The following is a 22,686-nucleotide window of genomic DNA, read 5'->3' on the forward strand; positions in this document are numbered from 1 at the left end:
CGCAGCATAGCGGCACCTGCCTGCGGCAGGGGCAGGCCCCATAAAAATGAGCATCTGGCTTGTGCCAAAAGGGGTTGCCTTGCCGGCAATTTGTATTTTGGCCGTATAATCACGCAAGAGGAACTGGCAGATGAAAAACCAAGTATACTTATTGGAAGGGGTGGTACAGGATTATGCCTGGGGCGGCTATGATTTTATCCCTGAGTTGACCGGCTTTCCGAGGAGCGGACAGCCTGCAGCAGAATATTGGCTGGGCGCGCACAACAGAGGGGAGGCCACTGTGCTGATTGATGGAGGGAAGCGGCCGTTGGGGCAGTTGCTCCGGGAACGCCCAGAATGGCTAGGCCCTAAGGTGGTAAAGGGCTTTGCAGGCGAGCTGCCTTTTCTTTTCAAGGTGTTGGATGTAAGAGAGATGCTGTCCATACAAAGCCATCCCAACAAAGCGCAGGCCAAGGCCGGCTTTGCCCGTGAAAACCAGGCGGGCATCCCCATTGATGCCCCTTATCGCAATTTTAAAGACGACAACCACAAACCGGAGGTCATGGTCGCCCTGACCGATTTCTGGCTGCTGCACGGGTTCCGTCCGGCTCTGCAGCTCGAAGCCGTGCTCGCTTCCAGGGAAGCGCTTTGGCCTGTCCGAGAGTTGATTGCCAGCAGAGGGCTTCCCAAGGCATACGAGTATTTAATGGCCTGCCCCCAATCAGAGGTAGACCAATTATTATTGCCATTGTACCGTGCTTTGTCTGCTGATCCGCCATCGGGGCGTGAGAACCCTGACTTTTGGGCTTACCGGGCATTCCAGCAGTATACCAAAGGCGAAGGGGAGGGGTTTGACCGCGGTGTTTTTTCTGTTTACCTGCTCAACTTGGTGTACGTAGCGCCCGGTCAGGGCATTTATCAGGGGGCAGGCATCCCCCATGCTTACTTAGAGGGCGCCAATATGGAGCTGATGGCCAATTCCGATAATGTCTTCCGGGGCGGGCTGACCGTTAAGCATATTGATGTGCCAGAACTGATGAACCACTTGGTTTTTGATCCGGTTGCTCCAAAGCTTATCGAGGGCAGCGAACAGGGGGCGCTGCAGGTTTTCCAAACTCCAGCGGAAGATTTTGAGCTCCGGCGGATTCAGCTCGGCAAAGCATCAACGTATGATACCGGCTCTGCCAAGCATATCGGGATAGCGATCGTATTAGGCGGCAAGGTAGCAGTAGGCGAGGGGCAGCAGTTCAGTAGGGGGCAGGCTTTTTTATGGCCCGCAGGCACTGCTTTGAAGCTGCGGGCCATAGAGGCAGCGGACCTCTTCTGGGCTACCCTGCCGGGCTGATTTACTCTGTCAGGCTTTGTAGGACGACGTTGTCCCGGCGGTACTTCTGCCCGTCCCGGTAAAACTCCAGGCTAACCCGCTCTCCGGGGCGGAAGAGGGCAATCTGTTCTTGGAGCTGAGGTACAGAATTGGTTTTCACCGCATTGATGCTGATGATGACATCGCCTTGCCGGAGCCCTGCTTCAGCAGCACTGCTGCCCCGGCTCACATTATTGACATAAACACCCGCCACGCTTGGCAAGGATAGCCGTTGGGCTAGTTCGCCTGTTACTTCTGCTATGCCGATGCCCAAGATCGCACGTTGCACTTCTCCGAACTCACGTATATCCCGGATGACTTTCCGGACCAAGTTGGAGGGGATAGCGAAGGAGTACCCTTCATATCCGCCCGATTCGCTGATGATAGCGGTGTTGATGCCTATCAGCTCGCCTTGCTCATTGACCAATGCGCCTCCGCTATTGCCAGGGTTGACCACTGCGTCGGTCTGAATGAAGGATTCGATGGAGTAGGAGCCGCGCAAAATGTTGATATTTCTGGCTTTGGCGCTTACAATCCCCGCAGTGACGGTAGAGGAGAGGTTGAAGGGGTTGCCGACGGCCAAGACCCACTGCCCAACTTCTACCCCATCAGAATCTCCGTAGACCAGGTGCCTTAAGCCACGGGCGTCAATTTTCAGCAAGGCCAGGTCTGTTGTAGGGTCGGAGCCGATGAGCTCTGCCTCAAGTTTCCTTTTGTCGAACATAGAGACCTCAAAGGTGCTGCCGTCTTCAATGACGTGATGGTTGGTGATGAGGTACCCGTCAGAAGCGATGATGACGCCTGAGCCGGAGGCGATCCGGTACCCGCTGGCACTGAGGGTATTGATGTTCACCACGGCAGAGGTAACGAGCTTGGAGGTCGCCACAAAATCAGCAAGCGGGGCTTGCCGGAGCGGGCCAGGGCTCAGGTTGACAGGGGCTGGGGCAGGCCCTGACCTTTGAGAAGTGAGCACTGGCGATGCATTGGCGCTCTGTGATAAAGCTCCCAACTGCAATTGGTGCTGCAGCAAAAAGAAGGTGCACAGAGCGCTACATACAGCAATGAGAATGCCGATAGCAATTGATTTCATAGTTTAGCTGTTTGTCTCCTTAAGTAAGGGTGGATGGAGGGGCCACCCCAACTGTAGATTATAGATATTGTGAGTTCTGGCAGCTGGCTTATTGAGGCGTTTGACAGTTCAAACGGCAAAAGCAGCAAAACGGCGAACCTTTAAGAGCGTATTGGGGCTTTAGTAATCGGTCTATCCCGCTAGACAGCGGGGCACTTTTTCGCTTATACTTCGCCCCGAAAATCCTTCCCGCTTTTGTGCATAAAAAGTGGGACTTGGCTAAACTCCGGTTTTCGGGTCTCGTCTAATCAAAAAGTTGCTAGTTTCCGACTAGAAGGCCAAAATCCAACACGCTCTAAAACAACTTGGTTTGCGGCCGTTCATTATTCGGTCAAACATTGATCAAGGCTTGATGCCGACAAATGCATCCGGAATGCCAAAGGCGTCCGTCAGCGGTGCAGAAAGGGCTCTGAGCTGTCTGCAAAGCTCGTCCACTTCTCTGCGGATGGCCTTGGTTTTATTGCCGGCCAGATAGTCGGCTTCTAAGTACCAGCCTTTATGGGCTTCAATAGTATGGAGGGCATAAAGCTGGCAGGCTTTTCGCAAGGCCTGGCGAGGCGCGCCTTCCGGGCATTGGCGGGCAGCTTCCACGAAGCGCTCCAAAGTCAGCCGTTCGGCGTAAGCTTCTCCCAGAGCAATCATGTGCGGCTGTACGATTAGCCCGGCTTCGTAGGCGCTTTTGCCATTTTTGATGTGCCCGCGCATACGCTCGCCCAAATTGTGCAATAGTTTGGTTTCGCGGAAACGGAACGCAGCCAGGTGGAACTCCTCGCTCAGCAAGTGCTGTTGGCTGGTATTCCTGACGGTAAATGGGTTGAGCTCGGAAACGGCTGTGGTGAACCGCCCGCCAAGGTAGCGCAAAAGCGCCCGGTTGCCGTCTTCGTTGAACGCTTTTTGAAATTTGGTGAGCAGCCCCTTGGCGACGAGCTGCATCAGTACCGTGTTATCCCCTTCAAAGGTCGTGAATATGTCCGTATCTGCTTTGAGCCGGTCAATGCGGTTCTCTGAAAGGTAGCCTTTGCCTCCACAAGCTTCCCTACATTCTTGCAGGCATGCGGTAGTGAACCAGGTGGCATAAGCTTTGAGCGCAGCAGCCTGCGTCTCTATTTCCCGCATGTCTTCTCCATCATGGCCGACATAATCCTGGCTGAGCTGCTGCAGAGAAAAGTGCAGCGCATAGGCCTTTGCCAACAGCGGCATCAGCCGGCGCTGATGGCTAGGGTAGTCCAATAGTAAGGTCTCTGGTTTGTTTGGGCGGCTGGAGAACTGACGCCGGGAAAGCCCATAGCGGATGGCTGTTGCCAGCCCGGCCTTTGCAGCGCTCAGCCCGGCGCGGGGCACACACACACGGCCGCCCACCAGAGTGCCCAGCATGGTGAAAAAGCGCCGAGATGAATTTTGGATAGGGCTGTGGTAGCGGCCCTGTGCGTCCACTTGCCCAAAGCGGTCGAGCAGGTTCTCCCGGGGCACTCGGACGGTATCCAACCAGATGCGGCCATTGTCTACTCCATTCAGCCCCATTTTGTACCCAGAGTCAACCACCCTTACCCCAGGCAATACGTTGCCCTCCATGTCTCGGATAGGGACAAGGACTGCGTGTACGCCATGGTTTTCTCCATGAGTGATGAGCTGCCCAAAGACAGTCGCCAATTGCGCATGTAATGCGTTCCCTATATATTCCTTGCCAGAAGATTCGCGTGGGGAGTGTACTACAAATTCGTCCGTAGAAGGGTCAAATGTAATCGTAGTCTCCAGCCCCCTAACATTCGATCCGTGGCCGGTTTCGGTCATGGCAAAACAGCCAAGCAGCTCTCCTTTACCTATGGCTTCCAAGTAGCGCTCATGATGCCGTTTGGTCCCCAGTTGATGAATGCTCCCCCCGAAAAGCCCAAATTGAACTCCGAACTTTACCGCCAAGCTTAGGTCGTGGTACCCTAGCATTTCGAAAACCGTTGCATAGGCGCCCATGTCTTGTTGGCCGCCCTGAGCAAACGGGTAGGCGAGTGCTCCAAACCCCTGTTGTGCCAGGTGGAGCAGCCATTCCAAAACTTGTTTTCGATAGTCTTCCTTGCCTTCAAAGTGCTGCAATTCAAAACCAGGGCCTGAGAGCAGGCTCCTCATTCTTTCCCGCAGGTCGGGGAAAGGCTGATCGAGCAGCTGGGCCAGTTGCCTGGCCAGCTCATTGCGGGCCGGGAGCCCTGCTTTCGCCTTTGGGGGCGAAGTCCCGAAAAGCTGGTGATGGGTATCGAGGCTGATTTGCCCGAGCGCGCTTTCCATTTCCTGCAGCTGCCGTAAAACCTCAGTAGTATCCCAAGCAGTTGCTCCAGCCCGGGTGCCCATCTGTAGGCCCAGATGGGCCAAGGTTTTGGGCATACCGGCCGGCAGCTCGGCAGCAGCTCTCTGCAGTTCTATTTCCCAGTACCGGAAGAGCAGAGGCGAAGGCGGGCGGTCCGGCTGCCCCCACTGCAGCAGGTGGCTGCGGTCTTCTTTGGAAAGGAAGCTGGCATTGGCTGCAGCCTGCCGGAGCAGTTTTATTTCCAGAGGGGAAAGCACCCGGTCTGCCCATGCGGTGTACAAAATGGGCAGCATGCTTTGCACACCTGGGGAATAGCTGATGCTGATGCTTGAGTTGATGGCCATTGGGTCGTGGTTTGGGTGAGGGTTGCCAGAGCTGGCAGAGCAGCTTTAGCCATATTTTTCAACGCAGGATCCAGTTTTAAAGTTTTTAGCAAAGCGGTTAAGGATGGCTTAAGGTTGTCCGGGGGCTTTTCTTTCCCAAGGGGGACAAATGAAAAAGACCGCCCCTCAGACGGGGCGGCCGGTATTCAATCATGAGAAAACCACTTAAGGAGAGATCTTGGTAAATAAGGTGTTGGCTCATTGGGTTTTGGGTGCGGCAAACAGAGCTGGGCAGGCGAAAAACAGTTATCCGTTTTTTTTGGGGCCTGCCCCTGCCTAACAGCAGGTGCCGCTATGCTGCGGGGCTCGCTCCTCGCTCGGCCCTATCGGGCTTACCACCCCTCCGCAGCGCTAGGCCGGTGCCATCATAGCGCTAGAGCCTGCAGGGTTTTGGTTTGCGCCCAGATGGTGCAGCCGGCTGCTCAGCAGAGGTAGCTGTTTGGCTGTTCCCGTACACAGCGCTTAAGCTTAATCGAGCTGGTAAAGCTGGTAGCGGTCAATTACGCCGAGTAACTGTTGGCCAAAGCCGGCCGGGGCAGCCCCGGAGCGTTCGATAGCCCTAGCCCATCCTTTGTAGTTGGTGTCTTGTTGGAAAAGCTGAGGGTAGTTGCGGGTTAGCCACAAAGAGTGGGCCCGCCAATTTTCCCATGCGCTGGCGAATGTTTGGCTGCCCATGCTCTCGCCAAAATGGCTATTGTTTTGGGATGCATCAGGGGAGGACCCGGCTGAGCTGCAGAGGATGGCCCAGCCCATTTTTATGCTGGCAGGTATGCCGTATTTCTCTTGTTCAGATTGGGCGACTTTGCCAAAGCGCTCGATATATGCACCCACGGCGTCTGCAGAAGGCAGCTTCGGCAAGGCGGCAGCAGGAGCAGAGTGGAGGGCGACGGGGGAAGAAAGGCCCATCTGTGTGGCCTCCGAACGGCTTTCCCGGTCATCGGAAATGCTGACTGCTGGTGCTTGCATATTGACAGAAAACTGTATGTTTTTGCGGGTCAGTATAAAAAAGGCGACAGCAGCGAGGGCGATTTTGAACCAGGGCAGGGAAAACCCTTCCAGCTGGCCTCCGGTAATCTGATGGAAGCGGTACCGTAGCGCTACACTCATTTTTTGTAGGCCATGGGCGAGGCGTTCCAGGATAAGCTCCCAGTCTGGCCCTGAAGTGCGGGGGGCCTTGCGCGGGCGCTGTTCTGACCGGTTGGCCTGCGGGGCAGTTTGAAAGGTGCTCCGGTGCTTCACTTTATAGTGCGTATTGGTGTAGCTAGGCATAACAATTAGGATTTGACCGAAACCTTTTGTATGTTTATCGGTGAAATGAATGACTTTGGTTGTTGTCTGGAACAAATATAAAACAAATAGTTGTTTACAGGCAAGTAATTTTAAAAACATTTTTGTTTAAAATGGCGGATTTTTCAGACCATATTGTAAATCAGCGCTTTAACATAGTGTACAAAGAGCTGGAGCAGATTGGGCTCATCAAGGGCAAATCGGATATTGCCAAGCACTTGGGCACGTACAATCATGTGATCAACAGCATCCTCAAAGGGCAACGGAACATAACAGTAGACCAATTGTACCGGCTTTTTGAGAGCTACAGCGTGAACGCCAACTACCTCTTTGGCTTGTCTGATGAGATGTTCCCGGACGGGCTCCCCGGCGATATACCGGTGCGTGCTATGGGCGAACGTCAATCCGGGCCTCGCGACAACATCACACTCGTGCCAGACCGCGCGTTAGCCGGGTATGCGCTAGAGCATCAGGACAGCAAATACCTAGATAGCCTGAGCAAATTCAGCATCCCTAACCTGGAAGGGCAGCTGATCGCTTTTGAAATCAGTGGGGACAGCATGATGCCGACGATCACCAATGGGGACGTCGTGGTTTGCGACCCCGTAGAGCGCGGGACGCCCCTGAGGGACAACCACGTCTATGTAGTGGTTACGGACACCGTTGTCGCAAAGCGCATACAGCAGGTGAGGGACGGAGACGAGGTATCGAGCCTCCGGTTGATTTCCGACAATAGCTCTGTATATAAGCCTTATGAGGTAGAGCTCGAAGAGGTGCGTCAGTTGCTCAAGGTAAAGTGCCGGCTGACCTCTTACGCTATCGCATAGTTTTTGACTATGTGGTTATAGCGATTATCACTTTTGATTATAGTTTTGCAGTGCGCATATTTGTAGCAAAGCGACAAGCATTTGTAAACTATAAAACTGGAAAGGGGAACCGGCGCTCTGCTGCTTCCCCTTTCTAGCATTTGGAATTCAAGGGCGGTCAGTGGGCCGCTTACTGCCGATACAAAAAAATATTATGGCTAATTTGATTGATGCTATCCGCGGAGGAGACCTTGATTTGATCGTCAGCATACTGGGCAAAGACCCTGGCTTGGCCAATCAGCCTGACGGGCGGGGGTTTCCACCGCTTATCTTAGCGACCTACCTGGGCAATGAGGAGCTGGCCGAAGTGCTGCTGCAGCATGGGGCCGACGTGAATATCCGGGATGCATCTGGCAACACTGCGCTTATGGGGGTTGTGTTTAAAGGACATGAGGGCTTGGCGCGGCTACTGCTCAGCCACGGCGCCGATGTTCATCAAGCCAATGGCCAAGGCTTTACAGCCCTGACCTTTGCGGCCCATTACGGGCATGCCGAGCTTGTGCAGCTACTGCTCGCTGCAGGGGCGGATAAAAACGTGAAGGATGCAAAAGGGCATACCCCATTAGATTATGCCAAAATGAACCATCATGCGCAGGCTGTGAAAATACTGGAAAGCTAGCTGCTTTGTCAAGGCTCTGACTTGTAGTTGGATAGGGCGCTCTTACATGAACCAGGGGCAGTATTTTTCCGTTCATTTGTTTGGCTGCGTGCATCAAACGCCTTGCTTCCTTTTGGCGGAACTGCCTTAAGGCAACCGCTTATTGTCTTTTATGCCAAGCTTAAAGGCTTCAAAGGTCTTGGTGCGGTAGCAAGATTGTTTTACTTTACGAGGTGTACTTTGGGCTAAAGCTCAGTCTGTACGTCCCTTACGCGCCTTCCCCATTAAAAATTCAAGCTGCCAGACCATGACAAAATCCTTTTCCACCCTACTGACCTGCCTCTTTCTAGCGGCTGCCGCTTACGCTCAGCAGCCAGCGCAGTACAGTTTGTTCATGATGAACAAGCTCAACTGGAACCCTGCCTATGCAGGCATGGATAACTCTCTGGTCGTGACCGGGGCATATCGTTCTCAATGGCAGGGGCTTGAAGGCAACCCGGTTACCCAGAATATTGGGCTCCACTTGCCTTTAAACATCATTAGCAGCGGCTTTGGCATCAACTTGGAGAACGACGAGCTCGGCGCACAGCAGCGGTCGTCGGCTACACTAATGTACAATTACCAAATGGGGCTAGGGCAGCGGGCAGTCCTTTCTATCGGGGGCAGTGCAGGGATGATGCAGCGCACCTTGAATGGAGAATTGCTGCGCACACCGGATGGAGAGTACAGTGAGCCGGGCATCATCTTCCACAATGACGACCTCCTGCCATCAACTGGGATTTCTGGCAATGTCATGACTTATGGGGCAGGCGCTTACCTGCTCACAGAAAAATTCGAGGCTGGGCTGTCCGTCCGCCACCTGACCGCGCCTACTGCCCCGCTGAGCGAGGAGCTTAGCATGAAGTTGGAGCGCGTTTACTTCTTTTCCGCACAAGGGCACTTCGACCTCAGCACCGTGCTAAGTTTCCACCCTGCTCTGTTGGTCCGTTCGGATGTGGTGCAGACTCAAACTGACCTAGCCCTCCTTTTTCACTACAACGACAATATAATGGGAGGGGCTTCGTTAAGAGGATATGATAGCAATAGCCTTGATGCAGTTGCCTTGATCGCAGGGTTCAAGCTCAGCGAAAAAATCACAGTGGCATATGCTTATGATCTTACTGTTTCTGCTATCGCACAGGTGAGCAACGGCTCACATGAAATCATGCTCCGGTATGACCTCAATAAGCCACTGGGCACCGGGCGGCCGCCGAAAATCATTTACAACCCCCGGTCTTTATAAAGAATTTTGTCCATTGATTTTAGAAGAGGGGAGGGCTTGTGCAAGCCGGCTGTACCCTTTCAGTACTACGGTGCGGGTGGTGTGGTGTCACCTGTAAACTTCTGTCCTGCCCGTTGGCCCAAGACTGCGTAATCTGTCAGCCAGCCGGGTAATCAGGAAATTAATTTTTGATAAGCTGTGCAAACGGCCTATATTTACGATTGCTTTTTCTAGACCTTATTATATTCTGAAGGAAAACAAGGGTGTTAACATGAAACAATTCATCAAGATTTCACTAGTCTTGCTAGTGTTTGTTGCTGCGTCCTGCGGCAGCAGTGAAAACGGTCAGCTCGTGGGGGTATTAGACCGCCCGGACTGGAAAGGGATCAATCCTTATGGTATGGTTTATGTGCCTTCTGGCACATTACACATTGGCCCATCTGACCAAGACGTGAGCAATACGTTCGTGCAGCGTCAGAAAGCTATCTCTATCGCCGGGTTTTACATGGACGATACCGAGATTACCAATAATGAATACCGACAGTTTGTGTACTGGGTCCGGGATTCTTTAGCTCACTCTTACCTGGACCACTACGTGGAAACGGCTGACGGACAGGAGCTGATCGATTGGGAGTATGAGATCGACTGGCAGGATGAGACGCTGGAAGACCTTTACTATCAGGGCGATGACCGCTTTGCCGGTAAGAAAGAGCTGGATGCCAGCAAAATGGTATTTGAATATGAATGGTACGATTGGCAGCGCGCAGCGCACGATCACGGCCGGTCACCACGTACCGCCTTCATTCAGCGCAAGAAGGTCAACGTATACCCTGATACGCTGGTTTGGATCCGTGACTTTTCTTACTCTTACAACGAGCCGATGACGCGGAACTACTTCTGGCACCCGGCTTTTGATGATTACCCTGTAGTTGGCGTGGATTGGCACATGGCCAATGCGTTCGCTTACTGGCGGACCAAACTATGGAATACCTATCAGCAAACGCGGGGCGACGGTATCAATACAGAAGATTTCCGCCTGCCTACAGAGCACGAGTGGGAGTACGCTGCCCGCGGTGGCCACGACTTGGCGCCCTACCCTTGGGGCGGTTATTACACCCGCAACTCCAAGGGGTGCCTCTTAGCTAACTTTAAGCCTGGGCGTGGCAACTACCCTGAAGATGGTGGGCAGTATACCGTCCGTGCTGATGCTTACTTCCCGAACGATTATGGCCTGTATAACATGGCAGGCAACGTTTCGGAGTGGACAGTGACGGCCTATTATGATAACGCTTACTCTTTCCTCCACGACTTGAACCCTGACATCCGCTATGATGCAAAGGATGACGACCCCGAAGCTTACAAGCGCAAGGTCATCCGTGGTGGTTCTTGGAAGGATGTAGCGCATTTCCTACAGACTGGCACGCGCCACTGGGAGTACCAAGATACGACCAAGTCTTATATCGGCTTCCGTTGCGCCTTGTCTTTCTTGGGCCGCTCGCTCAACGACTTCTAATGTAAACGCCCTTTCGGAAAAGGATGCAGCGTTCGAAGCTGCATCCTTTTCCGTATTTCAAAAGCCCCCTCCCCTCTTTGTACACACTAGCCGCTATCCCCGCTTTTCCCCATCCAATTTTCCATTGTTCAATAGAGAAGCATACGGCAGTCTGCGCATGCGCAGGCCATGCTGTAGTGGTGGGGAAGTGCAAAAAGAGGGCAAATATTGGGGAAGAGGAATTTTTAAAATATGGGGTGTAACTTTTTTTGCCCCCTGTATTATAGGATTGGACCTGCGAAGGCAGTTGTCAATTCAGGCTCTGGCCTAATCAGAAAGAATTATTGATAACCAAACTTTAAAAGAGAACAAGATGAGTTTCTTGAAGTCAAAAGGTTTTAAGTACGTTAAGAACCTGTTCATCGGTATCGGTGCAGCAACAGTATTGATGGGCGCGCTCTTTAAGCTGGAAAGCTGGGAAGGTGCATCTGAAATGCTGATCATCGGGCTTTCTGTTGAGGCCCTCATTTTCCTTTTCCTCGGCCTGATCGGGCCAGAGCCCGATTACTACTGGGACAAGCTCTACCCTGGCCTTAGCGATTATGGATCCAACTTGCAGCCGCTTACAGCTGGCGGCGGCTCCAACCTTCCGGCCTCACAGCCTCTGAACGGGGAAGTAGTGGAACAGCAGCTTGGCGGTATGCTTGCAGAGCTGCAGACGATGTCGAAAAGCCTTTCTTCGCTCAAAGCTCTGCAAGAGGTCGACTTCTCTGGGACAAGCGATCAGATCAAAGCCATGAGCAACTTCTACTCCAAGCTCAACGAAGCGATGGCTGACTTGTCAGACTCTCTGGAAGATACCAAGCAGTACAAGGATCAGCTTTCTGCGCTGAACCAAAACATCGGGCAGCTGAACAACACTTACAATCAGCTCAATAATGTATATGGCAATGTAATCTCTGCCATGTCTAATGCTGGCCGCTAGCCCGAATGCCACACTTGCGTATCTATTTTCTGACAAATTAAAAGCGATTTAGCATGTCAATACCTAAGGAACCGCGGCAGCTCATGATCAACCTCATGTATCTGGTGCTGACCGCGCTGCTTGCCCTTAACGTATCGGCGGAGGTGATGAACGCGTTCTTTACCCTTGATGATGGTAACAAAGCCAGTATAGCGACCGTAGAGTCGCAGCTTGAGCAAACCGTTTCAGGGCTGAAAAACCTCCTGGCCGAAGAATCAAAGTTGAAATACAAGCCTATCGAGCCTGCTGTAGACCAAGTGCGCTCTACCATCAGCAGCTTCAATGCATACGTTAATACACTACGTGACGACCTCATCGACGAATCCGGCAACAAAGACGGTGAAGTAAACGAGGAAGACTATATCGAAAGCTATGGTAAGCGTGTGCCTAAAGGCAAAAAGAACAAGGACGTTACTACCCGGATGCTGGTGGACGAAGGCCGGGGCGAGGAGCTCAAGGCGGAAATCCTCAAGACCAAGGAAGCCCTTGTTAAAATTTACACCGATCTCCTCAATCAGCATGGAGAAACTTTCGGCCTCAAAAAGCCGGAAATCGAAAACCGGATCAAGAACATCGCGAACAACCTGCCTTTCGGCATTGATGACGAAACTTGGAAAGGTACAGACAAAGCGAGCTGGGCAGATTTCAAATTCCGCCAAATGCCGATTGCTGCAGTTCTCCCCCTGTTGAGCCAAATGCAGTCTGATGCCAAAAGCTCTGAGGCTGCACTCGTCAATAGTATGGCGGAGCTGGCCGGCGGGCGTGTAGTCGAGTTCGACTCCTTCTTCCCGGTTGTTCAGGCAGAGAAAGCTTACGTGATCAAAGGGGACCCCTTCAATGCGAAAATCTCAGTTGGTACTTACAGCTCTCAGATCAACCCTGACGACATCAACGTCTTCGTGAACGGCTCTAAAATACCGGTTGGCGAAGATGGAAAAGCAGAGTACTCTACTCGTACGACCTCCACGGGCAACAAACAGCTGCAGCTGAAAGTGGAAGTCCGCAACCCGCTTACTGGCGAAGTGTCGGAGGGCGAAAGCGTTTACGAATACGAGGTAGGTACGCGCTCCGCAACCGTTTCCGCAGATAAAATGAACGTTTTCTACATCGGTGTGGAAAACCCCATTTCTGTCTCTGCATCCGGAGTTTCTTCCAACGACCTCACTGTCCGGGCTTCTGGCTGTACCATTCAGCCGGTCAACCGGGCTTCTGGCAAGTATATGGTAACCGCAGACCGCCCCGGAGACGCCAAGATCATCCTTTCTGGCGGAGGCCTGCCTTCAACCACTTTCGACTTCCGCGTTAAGCGTATCCCGGATCCTGTCGCTCGCCTTTCTAAGAGCAGCGGCGGTGCTATGGGCAACGGAGAGTTCAAAGCACAAGGTGGTGTAGGCGCTTACCTCGATGGCTTCGATTTCGATGCCAACTGCACAATCCAAGGTTTCAAGCTCGTTTATGTAGCTTCTCGCCAAGACCCAATCCCTGTGGTCAATTCCGGCGCGCGCTACAACGATCAGGCCCGCCGTCTGGTCAATCAGGCTAAGCCCGGCGATATCTATTACTTCGACGACGTGAAAGCGCGTTGCCCAGGTGATAAAGTTGGGCGCCCCATCAACTCGATGGTGTTCAACATCAGATAAAATGCAGGCAACTGCCGGGCTGCAAATGAGCAGCCTGGCAGTTGCTTTGCCTGAAAAAGGCACCGCTGCACAACTTAAGCTGCTGGCAGTGCCTTAAATTTGCGCCCGGGCAAAATAGCCTCGGCGCTCTGCTCGTTATTCAAGCAGATAATTTGAGAAAGGGCGGAGTGAGAAAATTGCACATCTTTTTCAGCCGGAATATATTCCCAAGAATTTCTCCTCCCTTTCCCAATTTTTGCGGTCAAATGGCAGTGCGAAGGGCTAACGTGGTGTTGCCTGATGCCCGAAGAGGCAAACTCCCTGTCCACCGAAGTGTTATCGGTGGGTTTGTTTCGCCTCTTCCTATAAAAAGGGTATTTTTCGCTCTCCCGGGGCAAGTTTTGCTCTGGCCGTGGTCAAATTCTCGTTTAAAAATTCAAATCAAACATTCAGCCATGAAGATCGCTCTGAGATTTTTCAGCTTTGCTTTGCTGATGTTCTGCCTCGCCGGGCCCGCTTTGGCCCAAACTCCGGACAATATTATCATGACCGAGTCGGGCGAGATGAACACAGATAAGCCGCTCGATGACATCGTAGAAAAACGGCTCACCTTGGAAAAGCGTGTGCTACCTTATGACCATATCCGGGAAGCGGACATCTTTTGGGAAAAGCGTATCTGGCGCGTCATTGATGTACGTGAGAAAATGAACTTGGCTTTCGCTTACCCCGAGCGCCCCTTCTTTACCATCCTTATGGAAGCAGCAGAAGCAGGCGAGATTACCGTCTATAGCACTGAAGATGATAAGTTTTCTGTGCCCCTTACCCCCGATGAGGTCGCTTCTATGGGGGCTAGCGTGGATACCGTCGCAACGGTAGACCCGGAAACGTACGAAGAGGTATACCAGATTGTACGGAATGAGGTCAACCCGCTCGATGTGAAACGCTTCCGCGTAAAAGAGGTGTGGTTCTTCGATGAAGAGTCTTCCAGCCTTCAGGTCCGTATCTTGGGTATCGCGCCTCTTTTGGAGGAGTTTGATGACAACGGCAACTTCAAGTACGAAGCTCCGATGTTCTGGGTTTATTATCCGGAAGCACGTGAGGTACTGGCCAGGGAGCGGGTGTTTAACATTGCCAATGATTCCAGCCCGATGAGCTATGAAGACCTTTTTGAGGCCAGGTTCTTCTCCAGCTATATCTATAAAGAATCTAACGTGTTCGACCGCCGCCTTGAAGATTACCTTTCTGGCGTCGATCTGCTGATGCAGTCAGAACAAATCCGCCAAGAGATTTTCAACTTTGAGCACGACTTGTGGACCTACTGATAGGTGTTTAGGCTTGCTCCTCTTGAGCAGGATGCCTACCCACAAGTAGCAGGTCAGCCTTTTGACTTTTACCATATATAAAAATCGGTATCGAAGGAATTCGGTACCGATTTTTTTGTGTGATGCCCAGTATAAGGCTTACAAGCGCTCCCTGCCAAGGGGTACGCCTGCACAACAAAGAGCGCTGACAGGAATGGTGGTGGCAGACCGAGGCTCTTTCTTCCCGCTCATGATCTTCCAGGGAAAGCCTAAGGTAGCCGAAGGTAGGCTCCCATCTAGCTCTATAGCCACACATATCGAGCATTCTAGCCTGACATCAGATAGGGTTGAGCCTAGAGCAAGTAATATTCAGAAAAAGCCCGGCAATGATAAGCCATAGTTTTTGGCACGGCAGCGTACCTGAAAAAGCAAGGTGCTTTTTGGCTAGGCTACAAGCGGTTTGAAGGGGAGAGCAGCGCCCCCGGAAAAAATCAGGAGGCTAGCTCATCGACCAAGCGGGAAATTTGGGCCAGCCGGTCACGGTTGAGAGAGTAGTTGATAAATTTGCCTTGCCGTTCTGTATCGACAACCCCCGCACGGCGAAGAATCGCCAGGTGCTGAGAAGCAACAGATTGTTCTAAGCGGAGTTTGATATAGATATCTGTCACCGTCATGCTGTCGCTTTCCTCCAATAGGTTAATGATCCGTTGGCGAAGCTTATGGTTGATCGCCCGGAGCACTAAAACGGCTTTGCGCAGCTCGGCATAATCGAGCTTGATATCTTGGTCGCCCTGATTGAGTGTTACGCTTTCGTTCTTTTGTTTTCTCATGTCTTGGCATTTTACATATTAAGGAAATTCGTTATAGTGAATGCCAAATACCGTGCCAAAAAGTATTGGGGGCTTGAATCTCCCGCAGTAAAATCGGTTTTACTCTACAAAAGTAAAAAAATATTCACATAAATGAAATGTGTAATAGGGGCATAAACCCTTATTTCTTCATGTGTTCATGTATAATTATTTGTTCTATATTTTATTTCAGGTTATCCGTATAGTGGCCCTCGGCTCTCGGAGCGTTAAAACGCTGTTGGTTGAAGGCGTCGGAGCCGCCTTTTGGGATGCTCAGGGAAGTCCAATGGTTTCCCGCAGCGCATTTTGCGAGCAGTACGATCTGCCCGCAGTGATAACTGTAATGTGCCAATTGGCGGTGTATGGCTCCTTCAACCGAGTGTGCCTGCCCCCGGATGTAGACCGTTTGGGTAAGGCTTTGGCTGTCCAGCCCCTCAAGAGCGCTGAAGAGGCACTGCCAGCCAGTTTCCCAGGCTTCCAGGATTTGCTCCCGGCTGTTGTACTGTTCTTCAAACTCTTGGTCGCGCTGCCGCCAGGCCTTCTCCCCATCAGTATTGAGGAAGTCGGTCCATCTGGAGCGCATGTTCCCATTCAGGTGCCCCACGATGATGCTAATCGAGTTGGCTCCGGGGGCAATTGTTTGGAAAAGCTCGGCCTCGGGGACCTGAGCCATAGCTTGTTCGCCTAGTTTTTTATAATAGCGGAATAATTTCAGCAGGCTCAGGAGGCGGCTATCTTCGGGTGGGGGAGTTGTCATTGGGCAACGGGTTTTTGTGCCCCTTAAGTTACTTCAAAAAGGGTATGGCAGTTTGCCTGAGCAGCTCATTCTGTTTGGGCAGCAGCCCGGTAAGCTGTGGGGGTTGCTCCAAAGTGGAGGTGGAAGGCCCGGCTGAAGTGGGAAAGCGATTCAAACCCGGCCTCGCTGCAAATCTGGCTGACCGGGAAGGGCGTGGACTGCAGGAGGTGGGCGGCATGCTGTAACCGGCGTACCCTAAGCCATTGGCCCGGGGGCATGGAGAATGCCGCGGCAAAATCTCTCTTAAACGCCGACAGGCTCCGCTGGCTCAGCTGGGCAAAAACATGGAGTGGCACGTTGAGCCGGTAGTTTTGTTCCATAACGGAAGCGATGGCGGGCTTGTCTTGCAGCAGCCCGTTCAGGAAAAGCGCAAAAGTGGCATTGGCAGGCTCCGCAATGAGGTTGAGCAGGAGCTCCTCAAACTTGAGGCACAACGCCCGGCGGCGTGCTTCGGGCAGAGGGGTGTTGAAATAGGGGAGCACCGCGTGGTAAAACTGTGCAACCGGCGCAGATTCGGGAAGGTGGATAGCCGGCGCAGCACTAGCCTGATTGGGCTTGGGCAGCAAGTCGGCGTGCCGGTGTGCGAAACGTTTCAGGAAGGCTTCGCTCATAAAAAAAAGAGTGCTCTGATACAGCCCTCTGCCTTCAGGTATTTCCGACATCAGGTAAGCGCCCTTTCTCAGGAAAAGCGCTTCGTCTGCTTTGAGGGGGAAGTGCCCGCTTCCTGCTGTCACTTCTTTATGCCCTTGCAGGACAAGCACGATGAAATGCTGCTCCGACCAAGTTTGTACCCGGCTGGAAGCTTGGTAGGCCCGGTATTCGATAAACAAAAACTGCCCCTCTACTTCAATCCTAGGGAAAGAAGATTGCTCATCAAATAAATATGGAATGGGCTGCATCGCAATAGGATATTAGGGTGTCAGGGGTCGTAAATCAAAATGCCGCAGGCGTTTAAGTCTTCCGGCCTTTAGCCTGGCATTGGCCTAGCGCTGCGCAGGGGGGTACGCCCGATAGGGCCGAGCGGACAGCGAGCCCCGGAGCATAGCGGCACCTGCCCGCTGGCAGGGGCAGGCCCCAGAAATGCGCCCGGGCTAGGCCCCCCATTCGGTATGAAAAGAGCCTTCTCGGTCGGTGCGCTCATAAGTATGTGAACCAAAATAGTCCCGCTGTGCTTGTACCAGGTTGAGGGGGAGGCGCTCTGCGCGGATGGCATCAAAATAGTGCAGGGTAGAAGCCATAGCGAGCATTGGGCGCCCAAGTTGATGAGCTGCACTAAGGACCTCACGCACAGCCCGTTGTCCGTAAAGCAGAGGGCTGCGGAATATTTCAGAATTGACGAGGTTGGCCAGGCTGGGCTCTTGCTGATAGGCTTGCCGCATATCTTCGAGGATTTCTGCCCGGATGATACACCCGCCCCTCCATATCTTGGCGATGGTTTCGGGGTTGAGCCCAAATTGGTATGCCGAAGAGGCCTCATGCAGAAGGTGCATGCCCTGTGCATAAGTCATGAGGAATGCGAAGTGCAGTGCTTCCCCCATTTGGTTGATCAAAGCTTCTTTGTCCAATAGAGGCAGCTGTTCAATGCTGCGCGAGTATTTGGGGGCAGTATTTGCGCGGTCTGCTTTGAGGGCAGAAAGCCCCCGCATAGTGACTGCAGCATCAATGGTTGGCACAGGTATACCGAGGTCCATTGCATTTTGCGAGGTCCACTTCCCAGTCCCTTTTTGTTTGGCTTTGTCCAGAATGCTATCAATGAGGCTCCCTTGCGACAGTGCATCTGGCTGACGGAAAATAGCAGCAGTGATTTCAACGAGGAAGCTTTCCAGTGCTCCGTTGTTCCAGGCCTCAAAAGTTTCTGCCAAAGCCTCATTGCTCAGCTCAGCTCCGTGCTTGAGTATGTCATAAGCCTCAGCCAGGAGTTGCATCAGGCCATACTCTATACCATTGTGTACCATTTTCACATAATGGCCAGCCCCTCCGTTGCCCAAGTGGGCCACGCAGGGCTCCCCTTTCGCTTTGGCGGCTACAGCTTCCAGTATTGGGGCTACGATATCATAAGCCTCGGGGTCGCCGCCCGGCATAATGCTAGGCCCACGGCGGGCCCCTTCTGCCCCCCCTGAAACGCCCATCCCCATGAAGCGGATGCCCTTTTCTTTAAGGCTGTTGAACCTGCGGTCGGTATCTGTAAAAAAAGTATTGCCGCCGTCAATGATGAGGTCCCCTTCTTGAAGGTAGGGGAGGAGAGAACCAATGACTGTATCCACTGCTTTGCCAGCGGGCACCAAAAGCATGATTTTCCGGGGAGTGCTCAGGGCTTTCACAAACTCAGCAGTATCTGAGGTGCTCAAGACCGTTTTGCCTTCAGCTTCTTGTTTCAAAGCCTCTACCTGTTCGTGGTTCAGGTCCAGCCCTGCTGCAGAAAAGCCATGGTCCAGAACGTTGAGGATAAAATTCCGCCCCATCACGCCGAGGCCGATCATGCCGAAATCATATTGTTGGTTCATCCTTTTTTGCTGATTTTGCCGGGGCTTTCCCCCGGCAGTGATTAATGCTAGAGCCGGCCGGTGCCTTCAGCGGTAAAGTTAAGCACCGCTGGCGCGAATCCGGTTTTAGCGGTTCAATAATTTAAGGGGCTGAGCAGGCCTCTTGGCTAATTATTCTTGGCTTTGGCCAAACTTTAGCTGGCTTGCTGCACTTTCTAAAGTATACAAAAAAAACAGTATTGGGCATCAGGCGCCCTCACTTTGGATAGAACAGCGGAGCGGCGGCGGAGTTTGCCGCCCACTACAATTCACTGCTGGGCCCGGTGCGCTACGGACTGGAAAACCAACAACTATGAAAGCTCAGGTATTTGTCATTTTCGGTGCTTCTGGCGACCTAGCGAAGCGCAAGCTGATCCCTGCAATTTACGAGCTCCACCGGGAGCAGCTGCTGCCTGAGCACTTTGCTTTGTTGGGCGTGAGCCGTACTGAGTTTTCGGATGAGGCCTTCCGTAAAGAGGCTTTTGCCGAAAATGAGTTTATCAAAGGGGAGAAAGATCCGGCTTTCGCCGAAAAACTTTTCTATGAACCGATTGATACCCTTCAGCCCGAAGGCTATGAAAAGGTCAAATCTCGTTTGGCGGAACTTGACGGGGCACAACAGACCGATGGCAACTACCTATTTTACCTTTCCACCCCTCCAAGCCTTTACACTAAGATACCGGCTTTCCTGGCAAAGGTAGGGCTGAACAAAACGGGGGAGGGGCAGGTCAGGAGGCTGATTATTGAAAAGCCGTTCGGCTATGACCTGGAGTCGGCTGTCGAGCTCAACCGTTCCTTGCAGCAGTACTTCCCAGAAGAGGCTATCTATCGCATAGACCATTACCTCGGCAAGGAGACGGTGCAGAACCTGCTCGTCACACGGTTTGCAAATGGCATATTCGAGCCGCTATGGAACCGGAACTATATCCATCACATTGAAGTCACTTCTGCTGAGCATATTGGGGTCGGAAGCCGCGGCGGCTATTATGACAGCTCAGGTGCTTTGCGGGATATGGTACAGAACCACCTGCTGCAGATTGTCGCTCACATTGCGATGGAGCCCCCTATCAATGCAGATGCTGAGTCTATCCGTGGGGAAAAGCTGAAGTTGTTCAAATCCCTCCGCCCTATTCAGCGGAGCGAGGTAGCGCAATATGCAGTGCGCGGCCAATATCTTGAAGCTAAGGTAAGGGGGGAAGAGCTCAAAGGTTACCGGGAGGAAGAGGGCGTCCCCGAAGGCTCGATGACAGAAACTTATGCGGCACTGAAATTTTATATCGATAACTGGCGCTGGGCGGGAGTCCCCTTTTATATCCGGACCGGCAAACGGCTGCCGACCAAAGCCACAGAAGTTGTAGTTTACTTCAAATCGCCGCCCCATCACTTGTTCCAAAGCCACGAGAACATGATGAATGTCAACAATCAGCTCATCATCCGGATTCAGCCAGATGAGGGCCTGTTGCTACAATTTGGCATGAAGGTGCCGGGCGCTGGTTTTGTTGTAAAGAACGTAGAGATGGATTTCCATTACTCAGACCTCACCGATGCCGATGTGCCCGATGCTTACGAGCGCCTCATCCTTGATGCCATGAAGGGCGATGCCACCCTCTACTCCCGTGGGGACAGCGTGGAGGAGGCTTGGCGTTTTGTGGACCCTATACTCAAGGCTTGGAAAGAGGACAAAAACATAAAGCTGTTCGGTTATCCTGCAGGCACATGGGGCCCGGAAGTGGCAGATGCCCTCATTGAAGGGGAACGGGTGAGCTGGCGCAACCCTTGCCGTAATTTGACAGACTCCCAAAATTTTTGCGAACTTTAGCCCGGTACCTGAAGCTGCTGGGTGGTATTGGAAAGCCCAGTATATTGCCCTTTCACAACCTTAAAATACGCTGCGCATGCACATTCATATCTCCGACAGCCCTGCTCAAGTTGCCCGCTCCTTTGCTGAGTTTTTTGAAGGCTGGGTGAAGGAAAAGCAGGGCCCCCTGCACATCGCCTTATCCGGTGGGAGTACCCCTGCAGTGCTCTACCGGCTCTGGGCTGCAGAATTTGCGGACCTCATGGATTGGGAGCAACTGCATTTTTATTGGGGCGATGAGCGTTGTGTGCCTCCGGACGACGAGGAGAGCAACTACAAAATGGCCGACGACCTTTTTCTTTCCCCTTTGCAAATCCCTTCTTGCAATATACATCGCATGAGGGGCGAGCTGCCGCCTGAGGCAGAGGCGGGGCGCTATGGGGAGGAGCTCAAAGACAATCTGCCGCTCATCAACGGCCTCCCTGTTTTCGACTTGATCATCTTGGGAATGGGGGGGGACGGTCATACGGCGTCTATCTTCCCCGGGCAAATGGAGCTGTTGCAAAGTCAGGAGATCTGCGCATTAGCAAAGCATCCGGTGTCCGGGCAGGAGCGGATCACCCTGACCGGCCCGGTCATCAACAACGCACGGACCGTCGTTTTTTTGGTTACGGGCAAAAGCAAGCAGGAACGGCTGCAGGAGATTTTGGGAGAAGGAGGGGAGCGTGCACAGCAGTATCCTGCCGCACACATCAAGCCTGCCCACGGGCAATTGCATTGGTTCCTTGATCAGCAGGCAGCGCACAAGGTTTCGGTATAGCATAAAATGGAAAGGGCAGCTGCCAGACAAGTGCCGGGCGGCTGCCGCTATTCATTTCTTTGAGCAGGGCAATAACAGCACTGAGTGCTGAAGCCCATCTAAAGCCTGCTTTAGCAGGGGGAGGTTACATGGCGCGCAGTGCTTTCACCAAGTAGGTCAGTGAGAACGGCAATGCGACCCAGAACCACTCATTCATATAAATCAGCATGAATACCATGACGGCGGTAGAAACTAGGAAAAGGATCCAATCCATTGCTGAGCTGCTATTCGTGTTCACTTCCATGTCAGAAATTTATTTACGGCAAAAATACGAACGAGGGCAGGAAAAAGGAAATACCCCGAGCGTTTTCTCTTTTTCCTGAAGGCTTATCCGGAGTAAGCCGCCAATTCGTCAAAAGCAAAAGTTACAGGATAGCCTTTTACCCGGAAGTATTGCCGTATAGCTTCCACCGGCCTGTCGCTGATGGCCATCACGAAGTCGCCGCCCCATGCACCTAGCGATTTGACGACCCCCGGGAAGTTGGGGAAAAGGTTTAGCTGAACAGTAGGCTGCCCCAGTATTTTGCTCATCAAAGATTCATGTGCTTCAAGCGCCAAGATAGCCTCTCCTGCCGTCCGGGCTTGTAAAAACGCCAGGGTAAGTGCCGAAGTTTCACGGATTTCAGCAGGGGCTGCTCCTCCGCGTTCTCGGTACGCTTTAATGCCGGCCCGGCTGTCCTGCTTTTGCCCTAGGTAGGCGAAGCAGATATGGCTGGAAAAAGCAGGAGCATAGGGTATCTCAACGTAGGCTGGTTTTTGTTGATGCCGTTGGAAGAGCACAGGCTTGTTGGCAAGCGCACAGGCGATATCGTAGCCAGAGCCTCCAAAGGTGCCCCGCAGGAGCTCGAAGGGGTCTATGCCAGCCCAGCGGGCAAGCCCAGCTACCAAGGTAGAGCTGCTGCCAAGCCCCCATTCCCTTTCAAATTCGAGCTGTGTTTCGAACTGCAGCAAAGGCTGATGCGACCAAAAGCCCGGGCGCTGCGCTTCTACGCTGGCTAGCAGGGCTTCAAGCCTCTTGCCCGCCTGCTGATGGGTAGCGCTGAGTAGGGTGCCGCCCGAAGAAAGGGTGGCCTCAAACCAAGGGGTGCCATCTGGGAGTAGGCTGCGCCATTGGTGGCGGCTCCCTTCAGACAATGGTTTTACCCTGAGCCATTGCCCTAGCTTGGTAGGCAGGCCGAGTGCCAATGCACCGTCGAGTACGGCGTATTCACCGGTTAGCAGGAGTTTGCCTTTCGTATGGATTGCTTGTTCGATGGGGATGAGGT

Annotated in this window: 19 protein-coding genes; 10 read left to right on the forward strand and 9 right to left on the reverse strand. The window is 52.8% G+C overall.

Annotated elements, in window-relative coordinates; translation table 11 throughout:
- Positions 1 to 130: 130 nt before the first annotated feature.
- Entirely contained in the window at positions 131 to 1,324 is a 1,194-nt protein-coding gene (manA, locus tag FRY97_RS09705; protein ID WP_147167292.1) for a mannose-6-phosphate isomerase, class I, read from the forward strand.
- A gap of 1 nt (position 1,325) precedes the next feature.
- Here manA and FRY97_RS09710 read toward each other — a convergent pair whose 3' ends face one another.
- From FRY97_RS09710 to FRY97_RS09720, 3 genes are all read right to left on the reverse strand, one after another.
- Complete coding sequence (locus tag FRY97_RS09710) at positions 1,326 to 2,432, reverse strand: S1C family serine protease (RefSeq protein WP_147167294.1); 1,107 nt, start codon at positions 2,430 to 2,432, stop codon at positions 1,326 to 1,328.
- 381 nt (positions 2,433 to 2,813) lie between these two features.
- Positions 2,814 to 5,111, reverse strand: a complete 2,298-nt coding sequence (locus FRY97_RS09715; RefSeq protein WP_147167296.1) for an acyl-CoA dehydrogenase family protein — start codon at positions 5,109 to 5,111, stop codon at positions 2,814 to 2,816.
- A 507-nt stretch (positions 5,112 to 5,618) separates the two neighbouring features.
- Positions 5,619 to 6,419, reverse strand: a complete 801-nt coding sequence (locus FRY97_RS09720) for a glucosaminidase domain-containing protein (protein WP_170254572.1) — start codon at positions 6,417 to 6,419, stop codon at positions 5,619 to 5,621.
- Between the two features lie 131 nt (positions 6,420 to 6,550).
- Here FRY97_RS09720 and FRY97_RS09725 point away from each other — a divergent pair, with 131 nt between their 5' ends.
- From FRY97_RS09725 to porN, 7 genes are all read left to right on the forward strand, one after another.
- A complete protein-coding gene (locus FRY97_RS09725; RefSeq protein ID WP_147167300.1) occupies positions 6,551 to 7,264 on the forward strand; it encodes a LexA family transcriptional regulator in 714 nt (237 codons plus the stop codon).
- Positions 7,265 to 7,457: 193 nt separating this feature from the next.
- Complete coding sequence (locus FRY97_RS09730; RefSeq protein WP_147167302.1) at positions 7,458 to 7,922, forward strand: ankyrin repeat domain-containing protein; 465 nt, start codon at positions 7,458 to 7,460, stop codon at positions 7,920 to 7,922.
- 286 nt (positions 7,923 to 8,208) lie between these two features.
- The gene (locus FRY97_RS09735) at positions 8,209 to 9,183 is read left to right on the forward strand and encodes a PorP/SprF family type IX secretion system membrane protein (protein WP_147167304.1); all 975 of its coding nucleotides are present in this window, start codon (positions 8,209 to 8,211) and stop codon (positions 9,181 to 9,183) included.
- Positions 9,184 to 9,433: 250 nt separating this feature from the next.
- A complete protein-coding gene (gene porK, locus FRY97_RS09740) occupies positions 9,434 to 10,675 on the forward strand; it encodes a T9SS ring complex lipoprotein PorK/GldK (RefSeq protein WP_147167306.1) in 1,242 nt (413 codons plus the stop codon).
- Positions 10,676 to 11,027: 352 nt separating this feature from the next.
- Positions 11,028 to 11,639 (forward strand): GldL-related protein, encoded by a 612-nt coding sequence (locus tag FRY97_RS09745; RefSeq protein ID WP_147167307.1) that lies wholly within the window; start codon positions 11,028 to 11,030, stop codon positions 11,637 to 11,639.
- A 53-nt stretch (positions 11,640 to 11,692) separates the two neighbouring features.
- The gene (porM, locus tag FRY97_RS09750; RefSeq protein WP_147167310.1) at positions 11,693 to 13,318 is read left to right on the forward strand and encodes a type IX secretion system motor protein PorM/GldM; all 1,626 of its coding nucleotides are present in this window, start codon (positions 11,693 to 11,695) and stop codon (positions 13,316 to 13,318) included.
- Between the two features lie 434 nt (positions 13,319 to 13,752).
- Positions 13,753 to 14,619 carry a type IX secretion system ring subunit PorN/GldN gene (gene porN / locus FRY97_RS09755; protein ID WP_147167312.1) on the forward strand — a complete coding sequence of 289 codons (867 nt, stop codon included), beginning with the start codon at positions 13,753 to 13,755 and terminating at the stop codon, positions 14,617 to 14,619.
- Positions 14,620 to 15,089: 470 nt separating this feature from the next.
- Here the strand turns inward: porN and FRY97_RS09760 are convergent, their stop codons facing one another.
- From FRY97_RS09760 to gndA, 4 genes are all read right to left on the reverse strand, one after another.
- Positions 15,090 to 15,428 (reverse strand): ArsR/SmtB family transcription factor, encoded by a 339-nt coding sequence (locus FRY97_RS09760; protein WP_147167314.1) that lies wholly within the window; start codon positions 15,426 to 15,428, stop codon positions 15,090 to 15,092.
- A 202-nt stretch (positions 15,429 to 15,630) separates the two neighbouring features.
- Complete coding sequence (locus FRY97_RS09765) at positions 15,631 to 16,203, reverse strand: DUF1572 family protein (RefSeq protein ID WP_147167316.1); 573 nt, start codon at positions 16,201 to 16,203, stop codon at positions 15,631 to 15,633.
- A gap of 65 nt (positions 16,204 to 16,268) precedes the next feature.
- Positions 16,269 to 17,141 (reverse strand): helix-turn-helix domain-containing protein, encoded by an 873-nt coding sequence (locus FRY97_RS09770; protein ID WP_147167318.1) that lies wholly within the window; start codon positions 17,139 to 17,141, stop codon positions 16,269 to 16,271.
- A 192-nt stretch (positions 17,142 to 17,333) separates the two neighbouring features.
- The gene (gene gndA / locus FRY97_RS09775; RefSeq protein ID WP_147167320.1) at positions 17,334 to 18,746 is read right to left on the reverse strand and encodes an NADP-dependent phosphogluconate dehydrogenase; all 1,413 of its coding nucleotides are present in this window, start codon (positions 18,744 to 18,746) and stop codon (positions 17,334 to 17,336) included.
- A 331-nt stretch (positions 18,747 to 19,077) separates the two neighbouring features.
- Here gndA and zwf point away from each other — a divergent pair, with 331 nt between their 5' ends.
- Complete coding sequence (zwf, locus tag FRY97_RS09780) at positions 19,078 to 20,583, forward strand: glucose-6-phosphate dehydrogenase (protein ID WP_147167322.1); 1,506 nt, start codon at positions 19,078 to 19,080, stop codon at positions 20,581 to 20,583.
- A gap of 76 nt (positions 20,584 to 20,659) precedes the next feature.
- Positions 20,660 to 21,382: a 6-phosphogluconolactonase gene (pgl, locus tag FRY97_RS09785; protein WP_147167324.1), complete on the forward strand. Its 723-nt coding sequence runs from the start codon at positions 20,660 to 20,662 to the stop codon at positions 21,380 to 21,382.
- Positions 21,383 to 21,506: 124 nt separating this feature from the next.
- Here pgl and FRY97_RS22330 read toward each other — a convergent pair whose 3' ends face one another.
- Positions 21,507 to 21,665, reverse strand: a complete 159-nt coding sequence (locus FRY97_RS22330; RefSeq protein ID WP_170254573.1) for a hypothetical protein — start codon at positions 21,663 to 21,665, stop codon at positions 21,507 to 21,509.
- An 83-nt stretch (positions 21,666 to 21,748) separates the two neighbouring features.
- Entirely contained in the window at positions 21,749 to 22,681 is a 933-nt protein-coding gene (locus FRY97_RS09790; protein WP_317131903.1) for a GYDIA family GHMP kinase, read from the reverse strand.
- Between the last annotated feature and the right edge of the window lie 5 nt (positions 22,682 to 22,686).

The organism is Phaeodactylibacter luteus, assembly GCF_007993045.1.
Classification (GTDB): Bacteria; Bacteroidota; Bacteroidia; order Chitinophagales; family Saprospiraceae; genus Phaeodactylibacter; species Phaeodactylibacter luteus.